The following is an 18,992-nucleotide window of genomic DNA, read 5'->3' as shown; positions in this document are numbered from 1 at the left end:
GGCGGGGAATCCCCGCCGCGAAGCGGCGAAGCGACTGGCGGCCCGCAGTCGCCGAACAACCGCACCTGGCACAGGCGGCCAGAAGCCCGCGGCGGGCTGGAAACGGGCGGGCGGGTGGGGGAACCCCCGGCGCGGAGCGGCGGGGCAACCGAGGGCAGACGGACTCGTGACACGAGGCGATTCAGTGCGTAGGCTCCCTGAATATGGATATGCAGACCGTGGTGCTGGGAACCACCGGCACAACCGCAGAGGACGTCGTCGCCGTCGCACGACACAACGCTCGCGTCGAACTCGGCGAGGACGCCGTCACCGCCCTCGCCGCGGCCCGCGAGATCGTGGACGCCCTCGCGGCCAAGCCGGACCCCGTCTACGGCGTCAGCACCGGCTTCGGCGCGCTCGCCACCCGCCACATCGGCCCGGACCTCCGCGCCCAGCTGCAGCGCAACATCGTCCGCTCGCACGCGGCCGGCATGGGCCCGCGGGTGGAGCGCGAGGTCGTGCGCGCCCTGATGTTCCTGCGCCTGAAGACGGTCTGCTCGGGCCACACCGGCGTCCGCCCCGAGGTCGCGCGGACCATGGCCGACATCCTGAACGCCGGCATCACCCCGGTCGTCCACGAGTACGGCTCCCTCGGCTGCTCCGGCGACCTCGCCCCGCTCAGCCACTGCGCCCTGACCCTGATGGGCGAGGGCGAGGCCGAGGGCCCGGACGGAGAGCTGAAGCCCGCGGGCGAACTGCTCGCCGCGCACGGCATCGCCCCCGTCGAACTGCGCGAGAAGGAAGGCCTCGCCCTCCTCAACGGCACCGACGGCATGCTCGGCATGCTGGTCATGGCCCTCGCCGACCTTGACACGCTGTACAAGTCCGCGGATGTCACCGCCGCCCTCAGCCTGGAGGCGCTGCTCGGCACCGACAAGGTCCTCGCGCCCGAGCTGCACGCCATCCGCCCGCACCCGGGCCAGTCCGCCTCGGCCGCCAACATGCTGGCCGTCCTCGCCGGTTCGGGCCTGACGGGCCATCACCAGGACGACGCGCCCCGCGTGCAGGACGCGTACTCGGTGCGCTGCGCCCCGCAGGTCGCGGGCGCGGGCCGGGACACCCTCGCGCACGCCCGTACGGTCGCCGAGCGCGAGTTGGCGTCGGCCGTCGACAACCCCGTGGTGCTGCCCGACGGCCGCGTCGAGTCCAACGGCAACTTCCACGGCGCCCCCGTGGCGTACGTCCTGGACTTCCTCGCCATCGCCGCCGCCGACCTCGGCTCGATCGCCGAGCGCCGCACCGACCGGCTGCTCGACAAGAACCGCAGCCACGGCCTGCCGCCGTTCCTCGCGGACGACGCGGGCGTCGACTCGGGCCTGATGATCGCCCAGTACACGCAGGCGGCCCTGGTGAGCGAGATGAAGCGGCTCGCCGTCCCGGCCTCCGCCGACTCCATCCCGTCCTCGGCGATGCAGGAGGACCACGTCTCCATGGGCTGGTCGGCCGCGCGCAAGCTGCGCACGGCCGTCGGCAACCTCAACCGGATCATCGCCGTGGAGCTGTACGCCGCCACCCGCGCCATCGAACTGCGCACCGGCCTGACCCCGGCCCCCGCGAGCCGTGCCGCCATCGACGCCGTCCGCAAGGCGGGCGTCGAGGGCCCCGGGCCCGACCGCTATCTGGCCCCGGACCTGGCGGCCGCCGACACCTTCGTCCGCGAGGGCCGGCTCGTCGCGGCCGTGGAGCAGGTCACGGGACCGCTGGCCTGACCTCGGTACGACGCGAGTACGACGCGTGGCCCCGGCTCCGGACGAAACCGGAGCCGGGGCCACGTGCGTACGGGCCGCACGGAGAGCGGTCAGGCCCGGCGAGCGCTCAGTACGTCTCCGCCCGCTCCCTGCGCACCGAGTACAGGACGAACCCCGCACCCAGGCCCAGGAACGCGGTGCCGCCGGCCACGTACGGAGTCGTGTCGATGCCGCCGGAGTCGGCGAGGCGGCCGTCGGCGTGGGCTGTCTCGTGCGTCGAGTTCGCCGAGTGGCGCGCGATGTCGCCGGGCGAGCCCGGTGACGCGGTCGCCTTCGCGGAGGGGACGAACCACAGGGCGCCGAGCAGGGCCCCGGCTGCGGCTGCGGTCAGCAGCGGTCGACGTGCGATCACGGGAAACGGATCCCCCTTGTGGAGCTGGCGAATTGGCCGTCTGGGGCGATGCTAGTGAAAGGCGCGGGTCGCGGGAAAGCCGCGCCGGTCCCGGGCCGTACGCTCCGGCGTATGAGTACGGACGAGACATCACGCTTTGTGCGACTGCGCGTCGAATTGGTGGTCGAGGTCGACGGACCCGAGGACCTGCGCTCCACCGCCCTCGGGCGCATCGCCCAGGACACGTACATGCCGGACGACGAGCGGGCGCACGCCCAGGCCACGGTGAAGGAGGACGACGCGGAGGCGCTCGCCTACCTCGTGGACCCCGTCGACCTCGTCGGGAACATCCCCGGCGTGGAGCTGACCCAGGCCTCCTGGAGCAGCGAGGTGATCGACTACGACCCCGATTCGCCGGAATGGGACCCGGACGAGCATGATGACGCCGAGGACGGCGACGAGCCGTAGCCGCGGCGGGCGAGCAGCGCCCCGGGAAGCGCTTTCTGAAATGGGGAGCCCCGGGCGGCAACCGCCGCCCGGGGCTCAGTCGTCTCCTGAACGCACGGCTGTCCCGGCCGCACCGCCGACGTGGCGTTCACCACATCTTCGGCAGAAATGGAACGGGATGCACCGGGCAAGGCGTTAGGCGGGGTTACGGGGGGACCCGCGGGGTCTTGGGGATTCGGCGACGATGGAGAAGCGTGTAATGACGGACAGTAAGCGGCGCAGGGGTCTGATGGCCGTGTCCGCCCTGGTCGGCGGGGTGCTTGTGCTCTCCGCCTGTAGCGACGACGGCGGCGACAAGGACAGTTCGGGCAGCGGCAAGAAGTCGCAGAACCAGGTCGACGAGGCGGCGGCCGAGAAGACCTCGGAAGCCAAGATCGAGATCGCGCCGAAGAACGGCTCCGACAACACGGGCATCAACAAGGACGCCAAGGTCACCGTGAGCGAGGGCACGCTCACGAGTGTCGTCATGAAGGCGGAGGGCGGCGCCGCGGTCGAGGGCGACATATCCGCGGACAAGAAGAGCTGGAAGCCCAGCGGCCAGCTGGAGCGCGCCACCACCTACAAGATCGCGGTGACGGCGAAGGACTCCGAGGGTCGCAAGGCGCACGAGAACTCCTCGTTCACCACCGTCTCGAAGGCCAACAGCTTCATCGGCAGCTTCACGCCGGAGGACGGCTCGACGGTCGGCGTCGGCATGCCGGTGTCGATCAACTTCGACAAGGCGATCACGAACAAGAAGTCCGTGCAGTCCAAGATCCAGGTGTCCTCCAGCAGTGGCCAGGAGGTCGTCGGCCACTGGTTCGGCGGGAACCGCCTGGACTTCCGCCCCCAGGGCTACTGGAAGGGCAACTCCACGGTCACCCTGAAGCTGAACCTCGACGGCGTCGAGGGCGCGGAGGGTGTCTACGGCGTCCAGCAGAAGACCGTCACCTTCAAGATCGGCCGCAACCAGGTCTCGGTCGTCGACGCCAAGACCAAGCAGATGAAGATCATGCGCGACGGCAAGGTCGTCAAGACCATCCCGATCTCCGCGGGCTCGCCGGAGAACAAGACGTACAACGGCAAGATGGTGATCTCCGAGAAGTTCAAGGAGACCCGGATGAACGGCGCCACCGTCGGCTTCACGGACAACGACGGCAAGGGCGAGTACGACATCAAGGACGTGCCGCACGCCATGCGCCTGTCCTCCTCCGGCACCTTCATCCACGGCAACTACTGGGGCTCGCCGTCGATCTTCGGCAACGCGAACACCAGCCACGGCTGCATCGGTCTGCAGGACGCGAAGGGCGCGGGCGACAAGTCGAAGCCCGGTGCCTGGTTCTTCAACAACTCGATCACCGGTGACGTCGTGGACGTCCGCAACACCGGCGACAAGACGATCGCTCCGGACAACGGCCTCAACGGCTGGAACATGAGCTGGGCGCAGTGGAAGGCGGGCTCCGCCGTCTGACCGGCGCACCCCTGACTCCCACGCGCAGTGGCCCGCACCCCACCGGGGTGCGGGCCATCGTCGTGTCCGCGGTGTCGCGGCACCATGTTGAACCGGCCAACAACACCAACTAAGCACTTCTGCCTCATAGTTGAGCAGATATCGTCCCCCTCGACATACTGCGTGACTCAGTGCTTTCACCTTGAGGGGGAAACTTGCTCAGACAAGTACAGAAAGCGAAGAGACCAGTCACCGCGCGGCGTGCGGCCGTAGCCGCCGTCGCCACCGCCGCGGCCGTGGCACTCGCGGCGGGCATGACCAGCCCGGCGCAGGCCGACCCGGACTCCACCCACACGGCCGGAACGTCGGCCGACGAGGTGAGGGTGCCGGTACGCCACCACGTCACCCTGCTCACCGGCGACCGCGTCACCCTCGACAGCTCGGGGCGCCCCATCGCGTTCGACCCCGCGAAGGGCCGTGAGCGGATACCCGTGCGGACCGTCCAGCGGGACGGCCACATCCACGTCGTACCGGCGGACGCCCAGCGCCTGATCGCCGACGGCACGCTCGACCAACGCCTGTTCGACGTCACCGAGCTGAGCAAGAAGGCCAACCGCACCGCACAGAGGCACGGCCTGAAGGTCATCGTCGCCTACAAGGGCGCGGCCGGCGCGGCCAAGGCCGAGGTGCGCGAGGCGGGCGGCACCAAGCTCCGCCGCACCCTGAAGACCCTCAACGCCGACGCGGTGCAGACCCCCAAGCGGGACGCCGCCGAGCTGTGGCGGGCCCTGACGGCCGAGCGGGACGGGGCCCGCACGACCGCCGCCGGAATCAGCCGCGTCTGGCTCGACGGGGTGCGCAAGGCCAGCCTCGACAAGTCCGTGCAGCAGATCGGCGCCCCGAAGGCGTGGGAGGCCGGGTACGACGGCAAGGGCGTCAAGATCGCCGTCCTGGACACCGGCGTCGACGCCACCCACCCCGACCTCAAGGAACAGGTCGTCGGCGCCAAGAACTTCACGCCCTCGCCGGACACCAAGGACCGCGTCGGGCACGGCACGCACGTGGCGTCGATCGCGGCGGGCACGGGCGCCAAGAACGCCGCGTACAAGGGCGTGGCGCCCGGCGCCAAGATCCTCAACGGCAAGGTCCTCGGCGACACCGGCGGAGGCGACGACTCGGGCATCATCGCGGGCATCGACTGGGCCGCGGCCGAGGGCGCCGACGTGGTGAACCTGAGCCTCGGCGCCCCCGACACCCCGGGTGTCGACCCGCTGGAGGCCGCGGTCGCCGCCCTCCTCAAGCAGCAGCACCCCGACTGGAAGCAGCCGGAGCTCAAGGGCGCCCTCACCGCGTCCACCAAGGGCGGCAAGTACACGGCGTTCCAGCAGGGTTCGGGCCGCATCGCCGTCGACAAGGCCATCGAGCAGACGGTGATCGCCGACCCCGTGTCGGTCAGCTTCGGCACCCAGCTGTGGCCGCACACCGACGACAAGCCCGTCACCAAGAAGGTCACGTACCGGAACCTCGGCAAGGAGGAGGTCACCCTCGACCTCACCGCCGAGTCCCTCGACCCCAAGGGCAACCCCGCGCCCGACGGGTTCTTCACGCTCGGCGCGAAGAAGGTCACCGTCCCCGCGGGCGGCACGGCCTCCGTGGACCTCACGGCCGACACCCGACTCGGCGGCGCGGTCGACGGCGCCTACTCCGCGTACATCGTGGCGAACGGCGGCGGCCAGAGCGTCCGCACCGCCGCCGCGGTCGACCGCGAGGTGGAGTCGTACGACCTGACGGTCAAGCACATCGGCCGGGACGGTCAGGCCGCCAAGCACTACAGCACCGTGCTCGTCGGCATCTCCGGGCTCGGCGAGGAGCAGTTCATCCCGGTGCGCGGCGACTCCGGGACCGCCACGGTCCGGGTGCCCAAGGGCGGTTACGTCCTGGACGCCGGTGTGATCGTCGACCCCGAGGACATCACCAAGGGCGTCGACTGGATCGCGCAGCCGAAGCTCGACGTCACCAAGGACGCGACGCTGACGGTGGACGCCCGCACGGCCGAGCCGGTCGACATCAGCGTGCCGTCGTCCGCCGCGAAGTCCGTGTTCGCCTCGCCCTCGTTCGAGGTCACCGCGGGCACCGCGGGCTACGGCTTCGGCTGGTGGCTGGACTCGTACACGGGGCTGCGCACCGCCCACCTCGGCCCGCAGGTCACCGACGGCTCGGTGCTCCAGAAGTGGGAGGGGCACTGGACGAAGGGCGAGAAGGCGCAGTACAGCACCGTCGCCGGCGGCGTCGTGAAGAAGCTCGCGACCGGCTACACCCGCGAGTACAAGGAAGCCGACCTCGCCACCGTGAAGGCGGGCCTCGGCGCGTCCTCCAGCGGCAAGCAGGCCACGGCCACCGCGTTCGGCCGCCTGCCCGGCAGCTTCAGCGCCACCGGCTTCAGCGCCCCGCAGAAGGCGCCGAGCACCCGCACCCTGTACGTCTCCACGGACGACAAGGTCAAGTGGAGCCTGGAGTACGAGCAGCGCGCCGGTGTCGGCGACGACGGCTGGCCGATCGTCGACGCCTCGTACACGCTGGGCAAGCCGCAGGCGTTCGCCGCGGGCAAGACGTACACGAAGACGTTCAACACGGCCGTCATCGGGCCGCGCGTCGGCGGTGACTACGGCGTCGTGCGCGACGGCGACAAGCTCACGGGCCGGCTGCCGCTGTTCGCCGACGGCAAGACCCACGCGGGCGGCTCGCTCTACACCGCGGTGAAGACGACGCTGACCCGCGACGGCACCCAGATCGGAACCAACGACGACCCGCTGACCGGCGGCAAGCCGTTCACGGTCCCCGCCGGTGACGCCGAGTACAAGCTGTCGACGTCCGTGAAGCGCTCGGTGGCCGTGTCCGCGGCCTCCACGCGGGTCGACGCCAGCTGGACGTTCCGCTCCAAGAAGACGGCCACCGCCACGAAGCTGCCCGTCTCCGGGGTGCACGTCGGCGCGGCCGTCGGCCTCGACAGCCGGGCCCCCGCGGGCGCCAAGCAGTCCGTGCCGCTGAAGGTCACGGGCGCGGCGGCCGGAGCCAACCTCAAGTCGCTGCACTTCTACGTCAGTTACGACTACGGCCAGCACTGGGGGGACCCGCTGAAGGTCACCGGCGGCAAGGTCGAGATCAAGAACCCGGAGAAGGGCAAGGCCATCTCGTTCCACGCCAAGATCACGGACAAGAAGGGCAACAAGTCCACGATCTCGATCTACAACGCGTACTACGGGAAGTGACCTTCACCGCCTCACGGCGGAAGTGACCTTCGCGGCAAGGGAACTGATCCGCGTCCGCCGGGAACCGACCTGAATCCCGCGGACAGTTGAAGGAGTGAGAGGAGCGGCTCCCGGGGCCCCACAGGCGCCGGGAGCCGCTTCGTTCGTCCGGAACGCACGTCCGGACCACACTTCGACGGCAGGGGGAAGTCTTGCGTCAGCACAGGAAGAAGGCGTGCGCGGCGGCGATCGCCGTGGCACTGGCGGCGGGGGTGGTCGGGCCCGCTTCGGCGGGGGCGGACCTGCCGGGCTCCGGGCGGGCGTCCGCGCAGGCCGGGCCGCCGCACCGGGCCCTGACCGGTTCCGTGCACCACGTCACCCTCGTCACCGGCGACCGCGTCACCGTCGCGGCCACGGGCCGCCTGCTCGGCTTCACTCCGGCCAAGGGGCGCGAGCGCGTCCCCGTGAGCGCCCGGACCGTGCGCGGGCGCGTCCTCGTCCTGCCCGCGGACGCCGAGCGGCTCATCGCCGAGGGCCGGGTCGACCAACGCCTCTTCGACGTCTCGGAGTTGACCAGCAAGGCGAACCGCACGGCCCAGCGGAACGGCCTGAAGCTGATCGTCGGCTACAAGGGCGCCGCGCGCGGCGCCAGAGCCGGGGTCCGCGCGGCCGGTGACACGGCGGTCCGCCGCACCCTGACCTCCCTGAACGCGGACGCCGTGACCACCCCGAAGCGGGACACGGCCGCGCTCTGGAAGACCCTCACCGGCGGCAGGCGCGGCACCGCGTCCGGCGTCGACCGCGTCTGGCTGGACGGGACGCGGAAGGCGAGCCTCGACAAGAGCGTCCGGCAGGTCGGGGCGCCGAAGGCGTGGGCGGCCGGGTACGACGGCAAGGGCGTCAGGATCGCCGTCCTGGACACGGGAGTCGACGCCACCCACCCGGACCTGAAGGGCCGGATCGTCGGCGCGCGGAACTTCACCGCCGCCGCCGGCACCGAGGACCGGGTCGGGCACGGCACGCACGTCGCGTCCACGGCGGCCGGTACGGGGGCGAAGTCGGGCGGCAGGTTCAAGGGCGTCGCACCCGGCGCCGAGATCCTGAACGGCAAGGTGCTCGGGGACGACGGCGAGGGCAGCGACTCCGGGATCATCGCGGGCATGGAGTGGGCGGCCGCGCAAGGGGCCGATGTCGTGAACCTGAGCCTCGGCGGACCCGACGCCATCGGCGTCGACCCGCTGGAGGAGGCGGTCAACAGGATCTCCGCCGACAAGGGCGTCCTGATCACGGCCGCCGCGGGCAACAAGGGCTCTCCCGGCGCCGTCGACTCGCCGGGCAGCGCGGACGCGGCGCTGACCGTCGGCGCGGTCGACGGCGGGGACAAGCTCGCGGACTTCTCCAACCAGGGCCCGCGCCGCGGCGACGGCGCGGTCAAGCCGGACGTGACGGCGCCCGGCGTCGACATCACGGCGGCGGCCGCGCCGGGCAGCGAGATCGAGCAGGAAGTCGGCCAGAAGCCCGAGGGCTATCTGACGATCTCCGGTACGTCGATGGCGACCCCGCACGTCGCGGGCGCCGCCGCCCTGCTCAAGCAGCGGCACCCCAACTGGCGGGCGGCCGACCTCAAGCGCGCCCTGACGTCCTCTGCGAAGGGCGGCGCGTACACGCCGTACCAGCAGGGTTCGGGGCGCATAGCCGTCGACAGGGCCATCGGCCAGACGGTGGTCGCCGACCCGGTGTCGCTGAACTTCGGCGCCCCGAAGTGGCCGCACGCCGACGACAGGCCGGTCACCCGGAAGGTCACGTACAAGAACCTCGGGACGAAGGACGTCACCCTCGACCTGTCGGTGACCGCCACCGACCCGAAGGGGCGGCCCGCCCCTCGCGGCTTCTACACGCTCGGCGCGAAGAAGGTCACGGTGCCCGCGGGCGGGCGCGCGTCGGTCCGCCTGACGGCCCGCACCAGGATCGGCGGCGCCGGGCACGGCGCCTACTCCGCGTACGTCGCGGCGAAGGGCGGCGGCCAGGCCGTGCGCACGGCCGCCGTGGTGCGGCGCGAGGGGGAGGCGTTCGACGTGACCCTGAAGTACATCGGGCGGGACGGCCGGCCCGCGAGGTTCTACTCGTCCGCCCTCACCGGTCTGAGCGGACCCGGCGCCGACCACGACTTCTACGCCAACGACCTGTCAGGAACGGTCAAGATCCGGGTGCCCAGGGGTGGTTACCTGCTCGACACCAAGATCTACCAGGACCCCGAGGACAGCGCCAAGGGCGTCGACTGGCTCGCCCGGCCCAAGCTGGACGTCACCAAGGACATGACCCTGACGGTGGACGCCCGGAAGGCGAAGCCGGTGGACATCACGGTGCCCGACAAGGACGCCCGGCAGGTGCATGCCTGGCCGCGGTACCAGACCAAGAGCGGCGACGGCGGCCAGATGTTCCTCGATTCCTTCGCCCCGCTGCGCACCGCGCACCTCGGCCCCGAAGTCACGGACGGCGCGCTGCACCAACAGTGGTCCGGGCACTGGGTCAAGGGCGCCGACGAGCAGTACGACATCCTCGTCGGCGGCAAGGTCGACCGGTTCGCGACCGGCTACACCAAGCACGTCGAGGCCGCCGACCTGGCCACGGTGCGGGTCGGCCTGGGGGCGTCCGCCACGGGCAAGGAGGGGGTGGCCGGCGTTGCCGGGAAGCTGCCCGGCGGCAGGGGGCGCATAGACGCCTGGGACGTGCCGCAGCGTGCCCGCAGCACCCGCACGTTCCACGTGTCCACGGAGGACAAGGTGAAGTGGCACTCACGCTTCCTGCAGCTGGCCGTGGACGAGAACGGCGCCCAGAGCGACGAGGCGGAGTACTACGTCCTCTCGCCGCAGACATTCAAGGCGGGCAGGACCTACACGAAGGCGTTCAACACGGCCGTGTTCGGGCCGCGCCTCGGATACGACCTCGGGATCTCCCGCGAGGGCAACAAGATCACTGGCTTCGTGCCGGTGGCCGCCGACGGCGCGGGGCACGAGGGCGAGTCCGACTTCTCCTCGGTGCGGACGACCCTCTACCGCGACGGCCGGAAGATCGCCACGAACAAGGACCCGCTCTCCGGCGACGAGTCCTTCACGGTCCCCGCGGCGGCCGCCGACTACCGCCTGACCACGTCGGTGCGGCGGGACCCGCGCGTGGCGACGGCGTCCTCGCGCATCGACGCGAGCTGGACGTTCCGCTCCAGGAAGGCGAGCGGCGAGACCCGGCTCCCCGCGTCGACGGTCCGCTTCACTCCGAAGGTGGGGCTGGACAGCCGGGCGCCCGCCGGGGTGACCCAGTCCGTGCCGGTGACGGTCCAGGGCGACGCCGCGGGCGCGAACCTCAAGTCCCTCGCCGTGTACGTCTCCCACGACCGGGGCCGCACCTGGAAGAAGGCGGCCGTGCGCGAAGGCCGGATCGCCGTGAAGAACCCGGCCGCGGGCAAGTCGGTGTCCTTCCGCGCCGAGGTCGAGGACAAGAAGGGGAACAGGGCGACGGTGGCCATCCGGGACGCGTACTTCGGGAAGTGAGACGCGTCGTACATCGGGAAGTGAGACGCGCATGTCGGGAAGTGAGATGTCTACGTCGGGACATGAACCCGTACTTCCGGAAGCGAACGGCGCGGACGGGAAGAGGGGCGCGTACGGCGTGAGTTGAGGGAACATGCGGCGCGAGCCGAGGGACGCGTGCCTCCACGGGGGTGGGGCACGCGTCCCGCCGCGTTCAGGAGTCCCGGCGCCCCGCACCGAACGGGCTGTCGATCAGATAGCGCCAGTACCCGTCGGCGCCCCGGCGCGCCACGTCCGTGGCGGTGGCCGCCACCTTCCCGCCGATCTCCCAGTCGACGAGCAGGAGCGCGATGTCGTCCACGACGTGCACGCGCCGGGGCGTCACGGAGATGGGCAGGCCGAGGGCGAGGAACGGGGCGTTCTGCGCGGCGACGGCGTCGGCGCCGCGCACGGGGGCACCCGACTCGGGGACGAAACAGGCCCCGGGTTCGTACAGCTCACGGACGGCGGCCGGGTCGCCGCTGTTGAACCGCTCGGCGAACGCCGACGGCACGTCCTCGGGGCGCTGGGGCAGGATGAAAGTGCTCATGACCGGCACAGTAGGAGGCGCGCCCGTGGCTCACCGAACGGTAAGGCAGGCACCCCCGGCCACCCGGGAGCCGCGCCCCGGCCTGCCCGACGACCCGCGCGCCCGCGTCACCACGCCCACCGCCGAGTGCCCCGTCGAGGTCACCCTCGCGGCGCTGCGCGGTCGTTGGACGACGCTCCTGGTCCGCGAACTGCTCTCGGGTGACGTGTACGCGTACAGCGAACTGGCCGCCGCCCTCCCGCAGTTGTCCGACAAAGTACTTGCGGAGCGGTTGACCCAGCTGACCGACGCCGGGGTCGTCCGGCGCACGCGGACGCCCGGCTGGCCACCCGCCGTCACCTATGAGCTGACTTCGCACGGCCGGGAGTTGGGTCAAGTCCTGCAAGCACTCTGGGACTGGGGCGCCAAGGCCCCGTCTGCCAGGGAGAAGGAAGCCGTCACCCCATGAGCGCCCACACCGTCGAGTACATCCGCTACCGCGTCCCCGAGGACCGCGCCGCCGAGTTCCTCGCCGCGTACACCCTCGCCGCCGTCCCGCTGGCCGCCGCGCCGCAGTGCGTGGACTACGAACTCACGCGCTGCGAGGAGGATTTCGAACACTTCATCCTGCGCATCACCTGGACGTCCACGAAAGACCACCTGGAGGGCTTCAGATCCTCCCAGCAGTTCCAGGACTCCTTCGCGCACATCCGTCCCTACGTCGAGAACATCGAGGAGATGCGGCACTACACGCCGACGTCCGTGCGCGGATCCGGCGCCTCCACGCCGACGCTGTACGCGTGGGCGGGCGGCGCGGAGCGCTTCGACCGCCTCACCGAGGTCTTCTACGAGAAGGTGCTCGCCGACGACCTGCTCGCCCCGGTCTTCGCGGGCCTCGCGCCCGAACACGCCGCGCACGTCGCGCGGTGGCTCGGCGAGGTCTTCGGCGGCCCGGCGGCGTACTCCAAGGAGCACGGCGGCGAGGACGGCTCCGGCGCCCACGCCCACATGGTCGGCAAGCACTTCGGCAAGGGCATCACGGAGCCGCAGCGGCGCCGCTGGGTGAACCTCATCCAGGACGCGGCGGACGAGGCCGGGCTGCCGACGGACGCGGAGTTCCGCTCGGCGTTCGTCGCGTACGTCGAGTGGGGCACGCGCCTCGCGGTGTACTTCTCGGGACCGGACGCGGCCCGGCCCACGGCCCAGCCGGTGCCGCTGTGGAACTGGGGGGCGGCGCCGCCGTACCAGCCCTGATCACCCGTACGGGGAAGGGGCAGGTGGTCCGGGCGCGCGGCGGGTACCGTGGAAAACGGGATCCGGCCGCGCGGCCGGGCACCACACGCGTAAGGGAGTCGCAGCATGAGTGCGCAGCAGGTCGAGCAGAACATGCCGGCAGCCACGTATCAGCGGTTCCGCGGCCTTGTCGAAGCAGTCGAGGCGCAGGCGGACCGGCAGGGCGACCGTGTGCGGGCAGACATCGCGAACCAGGAGATCACCGTCCACATGATGTCCCCGACAACGACGCACGGACGTATCGTGATCATGATCAGCCATCAGGTCGAGAACCAGGATGAGACGGCCGCCACCTTTGCCGAGACTCGTGTCGACCATCCCGAGCTCGGTCTGTGCCGTACAGCCGACCTGTTGGTCATGACCCAAGAGGCCTACGAGCGGGAGACCGAAGACTTCGCCGCGTTCGCCCCTGATGTGTCCGTAGCCGTTGAGGTCGTCTCCTCGTCGAATCCCGGCAACGACTACATCACCAAGCTCCGCGACTACCCCCGCATGGGCGTCCCCGAGTACGTGATCGTCGACCCCAGGGACGGCACGATCACCGTGCACTCCGGTCCGGACACGACCAGTGGCGAGCCCCGGTACGCCGACACCCCGCGCCGGTACAAGTTCGGCGACGCCGTCCCCATGGGCCGGTGGACCATCGACACGGCCAAGTTCCCCCGCTACCGCTCCTGACCCGGCGGTACCACTCCTGACCCGGCGGGCCCCTACGGCACCTCACTGCGGGCCGCCGGGGCCGCCGCGTCCACGCCCCAGCTCGCGAGCAGCCGCAGGCCCTCCGCCGACGGGGAGCCCGGCTCCGCGTGGTACGTCACCAAGGTCTGTTCATAGTCGTCGGGCAGGCGCATGGACTCGAACGACAGGGTCAGCTCGCCGACCACGGGGTGGCGCAGGCGCTTGACGCCGTGACCCTTCTCGCGCACGTCGTGCTCGGCCCACAGCCGCCTGAACTCCTCGCTCTTCACGGAGAGTTCGCCGACCAGGGCGGACAGCAGCGGGTCGTTCGGATAGCAGCCCGCCTCCATCCGCAGGAAGCTCACCATGTCCGACGCCTTCTGCTGCCACGTCTCGTCGAACAGCGTCCGCATGTCCTCGCTCAGGAACGTCAGCCGCGCCCAGTTGCGCTCCTCGGGCGGAAGCAGCCCCCAGTCGCCGAACAGCGCCGCCGCCAGCCTGTTCCAGCCGAGGATCTCCGAGCGCCGCCCCAGGGCGTAGGCGGGGACGCCGTCCATGGCGTCCATCAGGTGCTGCACCGCGGGGCGCAGGTGCTGGGGCCGGGTCGCCTTCTTCTTCTTGTGGGCGGTCGGCCGCGCCAGGTGCGTCAGGTGGGCGTGCTCGGCGTCGCTCAGGCGCAGGGCGCGCGCGATGGCGTCGAGGACCTCGCCCGACACATTGCGGCCGTTGCCCTGCTCAAGGCGCGTGTAGTACGCCACCGACACCCCGGCGAGCTGCGCCAGCTCCTCGCGCCTGAGCCCCGGCACCCGCCGGTGCCGCCCGAAGCTGGGCAGGCCGACGTCGTGCGGCTGCAACCGGGCCCTGCGGGTACGCAGGAACTCGCTCAGCTCGGCGCGCGGGTCGAGGGTCTCCGGCTGCCGCCGGGGGGTGGGCGCGTTGTCGTCCATGATGTCCAGTATTCCGCCTCGCCGACGCAGGGGCCTGACACTGCCAGTGGTAGGCAGGGCAGGGGTAGGACGGCCCGTGGTAGGCCCGCCGGACGTACGCGCAACGGAGGGCTGGGTAGGTCTTTCCGCAGGTGACAGCGTCGATGGCATGACCGCACAGACCATGAACGTCCCCGCTTACGCAGCCCCCGCCGCCGGCGCCCCGCTGGCGCGCACCACCATCGAGCGCCGCGCCGTCGGCGCCTCCGACGTCCTGATCGACGTCAAGTACGCCGGCATCTGCCACTCCGACATCCACCAGGCCCGCGACGGCTGGGGCGAGGGCATCTTCCCGATGGTGCCCGGCCACGAGATCGCCGGTGTGGTGGCGGAGGTCGGCGCCGACGTCACCAGGTTCAAGGTCGGCGACCGCGTCGGTGTCGGCTGCATGGTCGACTCCTGCCGGGAGTGCGAGAACTGCAAGGCGGGCCTGGAGCAGTACTGCGCCCAGGGCAACATCCAGACGTACAACGCCCTCGACAAGGAGGGCCGGCCCACCTACGGCGGCTACTCCACCCGCATCGTCGTCGACGAGGCCTTCACCCTCCGCATCCCCGACGGCCTGTCCCTGGACGTCGCCGCGCCGCTGCTGTGCGCGGGCATCACCACGTACTCCCCGCTGGCGCACTGGAACGCGGGCCCCGGCAAGAAGGTCGCCGTCGTCGGACTCGGCGGGCTCGGCCACATGGCCGTCAAGATCGCGCACGCCATGGGCGCCGAGGTCACCGTCCTCTCGCAGTCCCTGCGCAAGAAGGACGACGGCCTGCGCCTGGGTGCCGACCACTACTACGCGACCAGCGACGACGCCACCTTCGAGCAGCTCGCGGGCAGCCTCGACCTGGTCGTCTCCACGGTGTCGGCGCCCCTGCCCCTGGACAAGTACCTGGGCCTCCTGAAGACGGACGGCGCGTTCGTGAACGTGGGCGCCCCCGAGGAGCCCGTGTCGCTCAACCTCTTCTCCCTGATCCTGGGCCGCAGGAGCCTCGCGGGCTCCGGCATCGGCGGCATCCAGGAGACCCAGGAGATGCTGGACTTCTGCGCCGAGCACGGCCTGGGCGCGGAGATCGAGCTGATCTCGGCCGACCAGATCAACGAGGCGTACGAGCGGGTGCTCGCGAGCGACGTGCGCTACCGCTTCGTGATCGACGCGGGGACGATCTGACCTGGTGGGACGGGACGGCCGCCCGGACGGCGGCGGCGAAGTCGGTGAGGTCGGCGGTGCGGGCCCCGTGACCGGATTTCGACTGCGACCACGGGCCTAGGGCGCAATGCGCAGCGGGCGCCGAACCGCTGACCGATGTGGGGTCGGGCGGCCGAACGTAGCGTGGTCGATGTCAGGCACACAGGTCCACACCGCAAGGCCGGGCAGAGCCGTACCGGCCGCGCTACGAGGAGGTCCGCACGATGACCATCGAGCTGAACCACACGATTGTCGCCGCCACGGACAAGAAGGCGTCCGCGCAGTTCCTCGCCGACATCCTGGGGCTCGAAGTCGGCCCGCAGTACGGCCCGTTCATCCCCGTGGAGATCCCCAACGGCGTCACGCTCGACTACTACGAGGGCGACGGCGGCCCGTTGGTGCCCCAGCACTACGCGTTCCTCGTCTCCGAGGGCGAGTTCGACGCGATCTTCGGCCGCATCAAGGAGCGGGGCCTGACCTACTGGGCGGACCCGTACCACACGCAGGAGAACCAGATCAACACGAACGACGGCGGCCGCGGGGTGTATTGGGACGACCCGGACGGCCACAAGCTGGAGATCATCACGCGGGCGTACGGGTCGGGGGAGTAGCCCGTCCGGGCGGCGTGACCGGGTATCGGGCCCCGCCGCCTCACGCCTGCCCGTCGCGCAGGAACCCGAGGACCAGAGGGGTGGCGACCTCCGCGAACTCCTCGAAGTAGGCGTGCCGCGCGCCCGGGACGAGCCGCATCCGGGCGTCCGGCAGGCGCTCGGCGAGGAGCGGGGCGTTGGCGGTGGGGTTGAAGGTGTCGTCGCTCCCGTGCACGACGAGTGTCGGCGCCTTGATCCTGACGAGGGCGTCCCACGCGTCGTGGCGGGCGCTGGCCCGCAGATGACGGCGGCGGGCGTGCGCGGGCATGGACGGATCGCCGAGCGTCCCGAACTCCCGCCGCCCGCCCGCCTCCTGGGCGGCGATCCACGCGGGCGTGTACATCAGCTCAAGGAGGGCCCGTCGCACCGCCTCCGGGTCACCCTGCGCGAGCGCCCGCCGCACCTCGGGCCCCCGCTCGACACCGTGCGGCGCCCCCGGCGACGTACACCCGAGCACGAGCCGCCCCACCCGCTCCGGAAACTCGGCGGCGAACCACTGCGCGACCCGCCCGCCCATCGACGTCCCGTACACATGCGCCCGCCCGATCCCCGCGTCATCGAGCACGGCCGCGACGTCGTCCGCGAACCCCCGCGTGCTGTAGGAGTCGGTGTCGGGCCGATCACTGTCCCCCGTCCCCCGCCAGTCCAGCGTGACGACGGTGAACGCGGCGGCGAAGTCCTCGACCACCGGATCCCACCAGTGCCGACTGTTGGACTGCCCGCTCAACAACACCAACGGCTCACCGGAGCCACAAAGTTCATAGTGCAGAGCGGTGCCGTCGGGGGCGTAGGCGTGGGGCATGGGGGTCCTTGGAAGCGGAGGGCTCGGTTACTTGTCCGCCGCCTCGGGCGCGGGCGCGATCCCCGTCGGGCACGACACCCCCCAGTTCGTCTCGAAGGGGTCGCCCAGCTTCACGCCCGTGCCGCCGATGCCGCAGTAGCCGTCGGGGTTCTTGTCCAGGTACTGCTGGTGGTAGGCCTCGGCGGGCCAGAAGGCGCGGTCGGCTGCCGGGAGGACCGTGGTGGTGATCTCGCCGTGGCCCGCGGCCGTGAGGACCTGCTGGTAGGCGTCGCGGGAGGCCGCGGCGGTGGTCTCCTGGGCGGGGGTGTGGGTGTAGATCGCGGAGCGGTACTGGGTGCCCACGTCGTTGCCCTGGCGGAAGCCCTGGGTGGGGTTGTGGGACTCCCAGAAGAGCTTCAGGAGTTCGGCGTACGTGACCTTCTCGGGGTCGAAGACGACGCGCACGACCTCCGTGTGGCCGGTCAGGCCGGAGCAGACCTCTTCGTAGGAGGGGTTTCGGGTGTAGCCGCCCTGGTAGCCGACGAGGGTCGTCCAGACGCCGTCGGTCTGCCAGAACTTGCGCTCGGCGCCCCAGAAGCAGCCGAGGCCGAAGTCCGCGACCTCCAGGCCCTCGGGGTAGGGGCCGAGCAGGGCGTTGCCGAGCACCGTGTGCCGGGAGGGGACCTCGAACTCGGGCGTCTCGCGGCCCTTCAGGGCCTCCTCGGGGGTGGGGAGGACGGGCGTGCGGCCGAAGATCATGGGGGTTCACTCCTTGTGGCGGGGCGGGCGGCGGCAAGTATGCAGAACGCTGCTACGGGTCTCGGCATTCCTGCCGGTCAGTGCGGCAGCGTGGCCGGGCTGCCGCCGTTGGCCTCGTAGCCCGCGACGGCCAGGGCGCGGTAGACCGCGTAGTCCGCGGCCGGGTCGGGGGACAGGGTCCAGGGGAGGGCGCCGACGTGGCCGTCGACGTGGACCAGCTGGTCCATGGCCTCGCCCCAGCGCTCGCAGCGCACCAGGAAGAACACCAGAAGGTGGCGGACGTGGGCCAGCATCGGGTCGTCCGGGCGGGCGGAGTGCACCGCGAACTTGGCGCCCTCGATCGCCTTGGTGACGACCTCGCTCTGGTAGAACCCGCGGACCAGGTTCACCTCGGGCAGGTGCTCGTACACCGCGAACAGGGGCAGCGCGGAGAGCAGGGAGCCCTTGGGGGCGCGGGCCGCCGCGGCCTCCGCGAAGGAGTACGCCTCCTCGCGGGTGCCGTGCCACTTCTCGCACCAGTAGTGCAGCGCCGCCAGATGCGCCCCCATGTGGGCCGGGGCGCGGTCCAGGATCTTCAGCCACAGCTGCTCGAAGTCCGCACGCGGATAGGCCATGCCGCGGGCGATCGACAGCTCGACGATGTACGGGATGGGGTCGCCGGGGGAGAGGAGTGCGGCCTGGCCGCAGGCCTCCTTCGCCTCCTCCAGGATGATCCGGAACTCGTCCGTCCCGGCCGTCGAGGAGCGCCAGGCCTGCTGCACCAGGAACTCCGCGTGCACGGCCGCGCCGCCCGCGTCCTTCGGCGCCTCCGCCCGCCAGACGCGCAGCCACTGCCCGCCGGGGTTGTCGCTGACCCCGCCCGGCCGCTGCGCAAGCTCCAGGGACGCCGCGCCCGCGAAGGCCTGCACACGCTGCCACCGCTGCTCACCGTGCACCTCTGTCCCGGCGAGCAGCTGCGACGCGGCACGCCAGTCCTGCGTGCGCTGCACCAGGTCGAGGACCTCGATCAGGTCCGCGTCGGGGCCGGGCATGCGGATGTCCAGCTCCTCCTGCCGCGCGAAGCCGTAGTTCGCCGGGTCCGCCGCGTCCGGCGCGCCCGGGTGCACCTGGCGGATTCCGCCGCGCCTGCGCAGCAGGACCGGCCCGAGAACCGCCCCGATCATGACCACTGCCATCAGGACCCAGAGAATCTCCATACGTACAAGCGAACCAGACGCCTGTGACAATTGGCCAACCTGGCCGTGCCCGCCGGTCATCCCGCGCCGCCC

16 protein-coding genes are annotated in these 18,992 nt (G+C 71.3%); 10 read left to right on the top strand and 6 right to left on the bottom strand.

From position 1 onward, the window contains the following. Positions 1 to 209: 209 nt before the first annotated feature. Complete coding sequence (hutH, locus tag OO63_RS31860) at positions 210 to 1,748, top strand: histidine ammonia-lyase (protein ID WP_030362701.1); 1,539 nt, start codon at positions 210 to 212, stop codon at positions 1,746 to 1,748. Between the two features lie 106 nt (positions 1,749 to 1,854). Here the strand turns inward: hutH and OO63_RS31855 are convergent, their stop codons facing one another. Next, positions 1,855 to 2,139: a hypothetical protein gene (locus OO63_RS31855; protein ID WP_030362700.1), complete on the bottom strand. Its 285-nt coding sequence runs from the start codon at positions 2,137 to 2,139 to the stop codon at positions 1,855 to 1,857. A gap of 111 nt (positions 2,140 to 2,250) precedes the next feature. Here OO63_RS31855 and OO63_RS31850 point away from each other — a divergent pair, with 111 nt between their 5' ends. From OO63_RS31850 to OO63_RS31835, 4 genes are all read left to right on the top strand, one after another. Next, positions 2,251 to 2,586: a hypothetical protein gene (locus OO63_RS31850; protein WP_030362699.1), complete on the top strand. Its 336-nt coding sequence runs from the start codon at positions 2,251 to 2,253 to the stop codon at positions 2,584 to 2,586. 238 nt (positions 2,587 to 2,824) lie between these two features. Beyond that, the gene (locus OO63_RS31845) at positions 2,825 to 4,075 is read left to right on the top strand and encodes a L,D-transpeptidase (RefSeq protein ID WP_030362698.1); all 1,251 of its coding nucleotides are present in this window, start codon (positions 2,825 to 2,827) and stop codon (positions 4,073 to 4,075) included. A 293-nt stretch (positions 4,076 to 4,368) separates the two neighbouring features. Beyond that, positions 4,369 to 7,323, top strand: coding sequence for a S8 family peptidase (locus OO63_RS31840; protein WP_051811375.1), 2,955 nt, complete (start codon positions 4,369 to 4,371; stop codon positions 7,321 to 7,323). Positions 7,324 to 7,514: 191 nt separating this feature from the next. Further along, positions 7,515 to 10,850, top strand: coding sequence for a S8 family peptidase (locus OO63_RS31835; protein ID WP_030362696.1), 3,336 nt, complete (start codon positions 7,515 to 7,517; stop codon positions 10,848 to 10,850). Positions 10,851 to 11,043: 193 nt separating this feature from the next. On the opposite strand, the gene OO63_RS31830 is transcribed toward OO63_RS31835, so the two are convergent. After that, a complete protein-coding gene (locus OO63_RS31830) occupies positions 11,044 to 11,418 on the bottom strand; it encodes a YybH family protein (RefSeq protein WP_030362695.1) in 375 nt (124 codons plus the stop codon). 25 nt (positions 11,419 to 11,443) lie between these two features. Between OO63_RS31830 and OO63_RS31825 the strand changes: the two genes are divergently transcribed. From OO63_RS31825 to OO63_RS42565, 3 genes are all read left to right on the top strand, one after another. Then, positions 11,444 to 11,866, top strand: coding sequence for a winged helix-turn-helix transcriptional regulator (locus OO63_RS31825; RefSeq protein WP_030362694.1), 423 nt, complete (start codon positions 11,444 to 11,446; stop codon positions 11,864 to 11,866). Continuing rightward, positions 11,863 to 12,651 (top strand): group II truncated hemoglobin, encoded by a 789-nt coding sequence (locus tag OO63_RS31820; RefSeq protein WP_030362693.1) that lies wholly within the window; start codon positions 11,863 to 11,865, stop codon positions 12,649 to 12,651. The genes OO63_RS31825 and OO63_RS31820 overlap by 4 nt, the downstream gene beginning before the upstream one ends. Positions 12,652 to 12,756: 105 nt before the next feature. After that, complete coding sequence (locus tag OO63_RS42565; protein WP_051811371.1) at positions 12,757 to 13,368, top strand: Uma2 family endonuclease; 612 nt, start codon at positions 12,757 to 12,759, stop codon at positions 13,366 to 13,368. Between the two features lie 32 nt (positions 13,369 to 13,400). Here the strand turns inward: OO63_RS42565 and OO63_RS31810 are convergent, their stop codons facing one another. Beyond that, positions 13,401 to 14,315: a helix-turn-helix domain-containing protein gene (locus tag OO63_RS31810; RefSeq protein ID WP_030362691.1), complete on the bottom strand. Its 915-nt coding sequence runs from the start codon at positions 14,313 to 14,315 to the stop codon at positions 13,401 to 13,403. Between the two features lie 148 nt (positions 14,316 to 14,463). Here OO63_RS31810 and OO63_RS31805 point away from each other — a divergent pair, with 148 nt between their 5' ends. Together OO63_RS31805 and OO63_RS31800 are read left to right on the top strand one after the other, a co-directional pair. Continuing rightward, positions 14,464 to 15,516: an NAD(P)-dependent alcohol dehydrogenase gene (locus tag OO63_RS31805; protein WP_030362690.1), complete on the top strand. Its 1,053-nt coding sequence runs from the start codon at positions 14,464 to 14,466 to the stop codon at positions 15,514 to 15,516. A gap of 242 nt (positions 15,517 to 15,758) precedes the next feature. Continuing rightward, positions 15,759 to 16,145 (top strand): VOC family protein, encoded by a 387-nt coding sequence (locus OO63_RS31800; protein ID WP_030362689.1) that lies wholly within the window; start codon positions 15,759 to 15,761, stop codon positions 16,143 to 16,145. Between the two features lie 40 nt (positions 16,146 to 16,185). Here OO63_RS31800 and OO63_RS31795 read toward each other — a convergent pair whose 3' ends face one another. The 3 genes from OO63_RS31795 to OO63_RS31785 all read right to left on the bottom strand — a co-directional run bounded on the left by OO63_RS31795 (position 16,186) and on the right by OO63_RS31785 (position 18,920). Beyond that, the gene (locus OO63_RS31795) at positions 16,186 to 16,986 is read right to left on the bottom strand and encodes an alpha/beta fold hydrolase (protein ID WP_030362688.1); all 801 of its coding nucleotides are present in this window, start codon (positions 16,984 to 16,986) and stop codon (positions 16,186 to 16,188) included. Between the two features lie 27 nt (positions 16,987 to 17,013). Next, positions 17,014 to 17,724 (bottom strand): peptide-methionine (S)-S-oxide reductase MsrA, encoded by a 711-nt coding sequence (gene msrA, locus OO63_RS31790; protein ID WP_030362687.1) that lies wholly within the window; start codon positions 17,722 to 17,724, stop codon positions 17,014 to 17,016. 77 nt (positions 17,725 to 17,801) lie between these two features. Next, positions 17,802 to 18,920 (bottom strand): hypothetical protein, encoded by a 1,119-nt coding sequence (locus tag OO63_RS31785; protein WP_030362686.1) that lies wholly within the window; start codon positions 18,918 to 18,920, stop codon positions 17,802 to 17,804. Positions 18,921 to 18,992: the final 72 nt, after the last annotated feature.

Origin of the sequence: Streptomyces alboflavus (assembly GCF_000716675.1) — a bacterium.
GTDB classification, from domain to species: Bacteria; Actinomycetota; Actinomycetes; order Streptomycetales; family Streptomycetaceae; genus Streptomyces; species Streptomyces alboflavus.
The sequence above is the reverse complement of the archived record's forward strand: the minus strand, read 5'-3'. Positions and strand labels throughout refer to the sequence as shown.

Coding starts and splice junctions, on each gene's coding strand:
- hutH (WP_030362701.1), top strand. CDS start 210: ATGCAGACCGTGGTGCTGGGAACCACCGGCACAACCGCAGAGGACGTC.
- OO63_RS31850 (WP_030362699.1), top strand. CDS start 2,251: ATGAGTACGGACGAGACATCACGCTTTGTGCGACTGCGCGTCGAATTG.
- OO63_RS31845 (WP_030362698.1), top strand. CDS start 2,825: ATGACGGACAGTAAGCGGCGCAGGGGTCTGATGGCCGTGTCCGCCCTG.
- OO63_RS31840 (WP_051811375.1), top strand. CDS start 4,369: ATGACCAGCCCGGCGCAGGCCGACCCGGACTCCACCCACACGGCCGGA.
- OO63_RS31830 (WP_030362695.1), bottom strand. CDS start 11,418: ATGAGCACTTTCATCCTGCCCCAGCGCCCCGAGGACGTGCCGTCGGCG.
- OO63_RS31820 (WP_030362693.1), top strand. CDS start 11,863: ATGAGCGCCCACACCGTCGAGTACATCCGCTACCGCGTCCCCGAGGAC.
- OO63_RS42565 (WP_051811371.1), top strand. CDS start 12,757: ATGAGTGCGCAGCAGGTCGAGCAGAACATGCCGGCAGCCACGTATCAG.
- OO63_RS31810 (WP_030362691.1), bottom strand. CDS start 14,315: ATGGACGACAACGCGCCCACCCCCCGGCGGCAGCCGGAGACCCTCGAC.
- OO63_RS31805 (WP_030362690.1), top strand. CDS start 14,464: ATGACCGCACAGACCATGAACGTCCCCGCTTACGCAGCCCCCGCCGCC.
- OO63_RS31800 (WP_030362689.1), top strand. CDS start 15,759: ATGACCATCGAGCTGAACCACACGATTGTCGCCGCCACGGACAAGAAG.
- OO63_RS31795 (WP_030362688.1), bottom strand. CDS start 16,986: ATGCCCCACGCCTACGCCCCCGACGGCACCGCTCTGCACTATGAACTT.
- msrA (WP_030362687.1), bottom strand. CDS start 17,724: ATGATCTTCGGCCGCACGCCCGTCCTCCCCACCCCCGAGGAGGCCCTG.
- OO63_RS31785 (WP_030362686.1), bottom strand. CDS start 18,920: ATGGAGATTCTCTGGGTCCTGATGGCAGTGGTCATGATCGGGGCGGTT.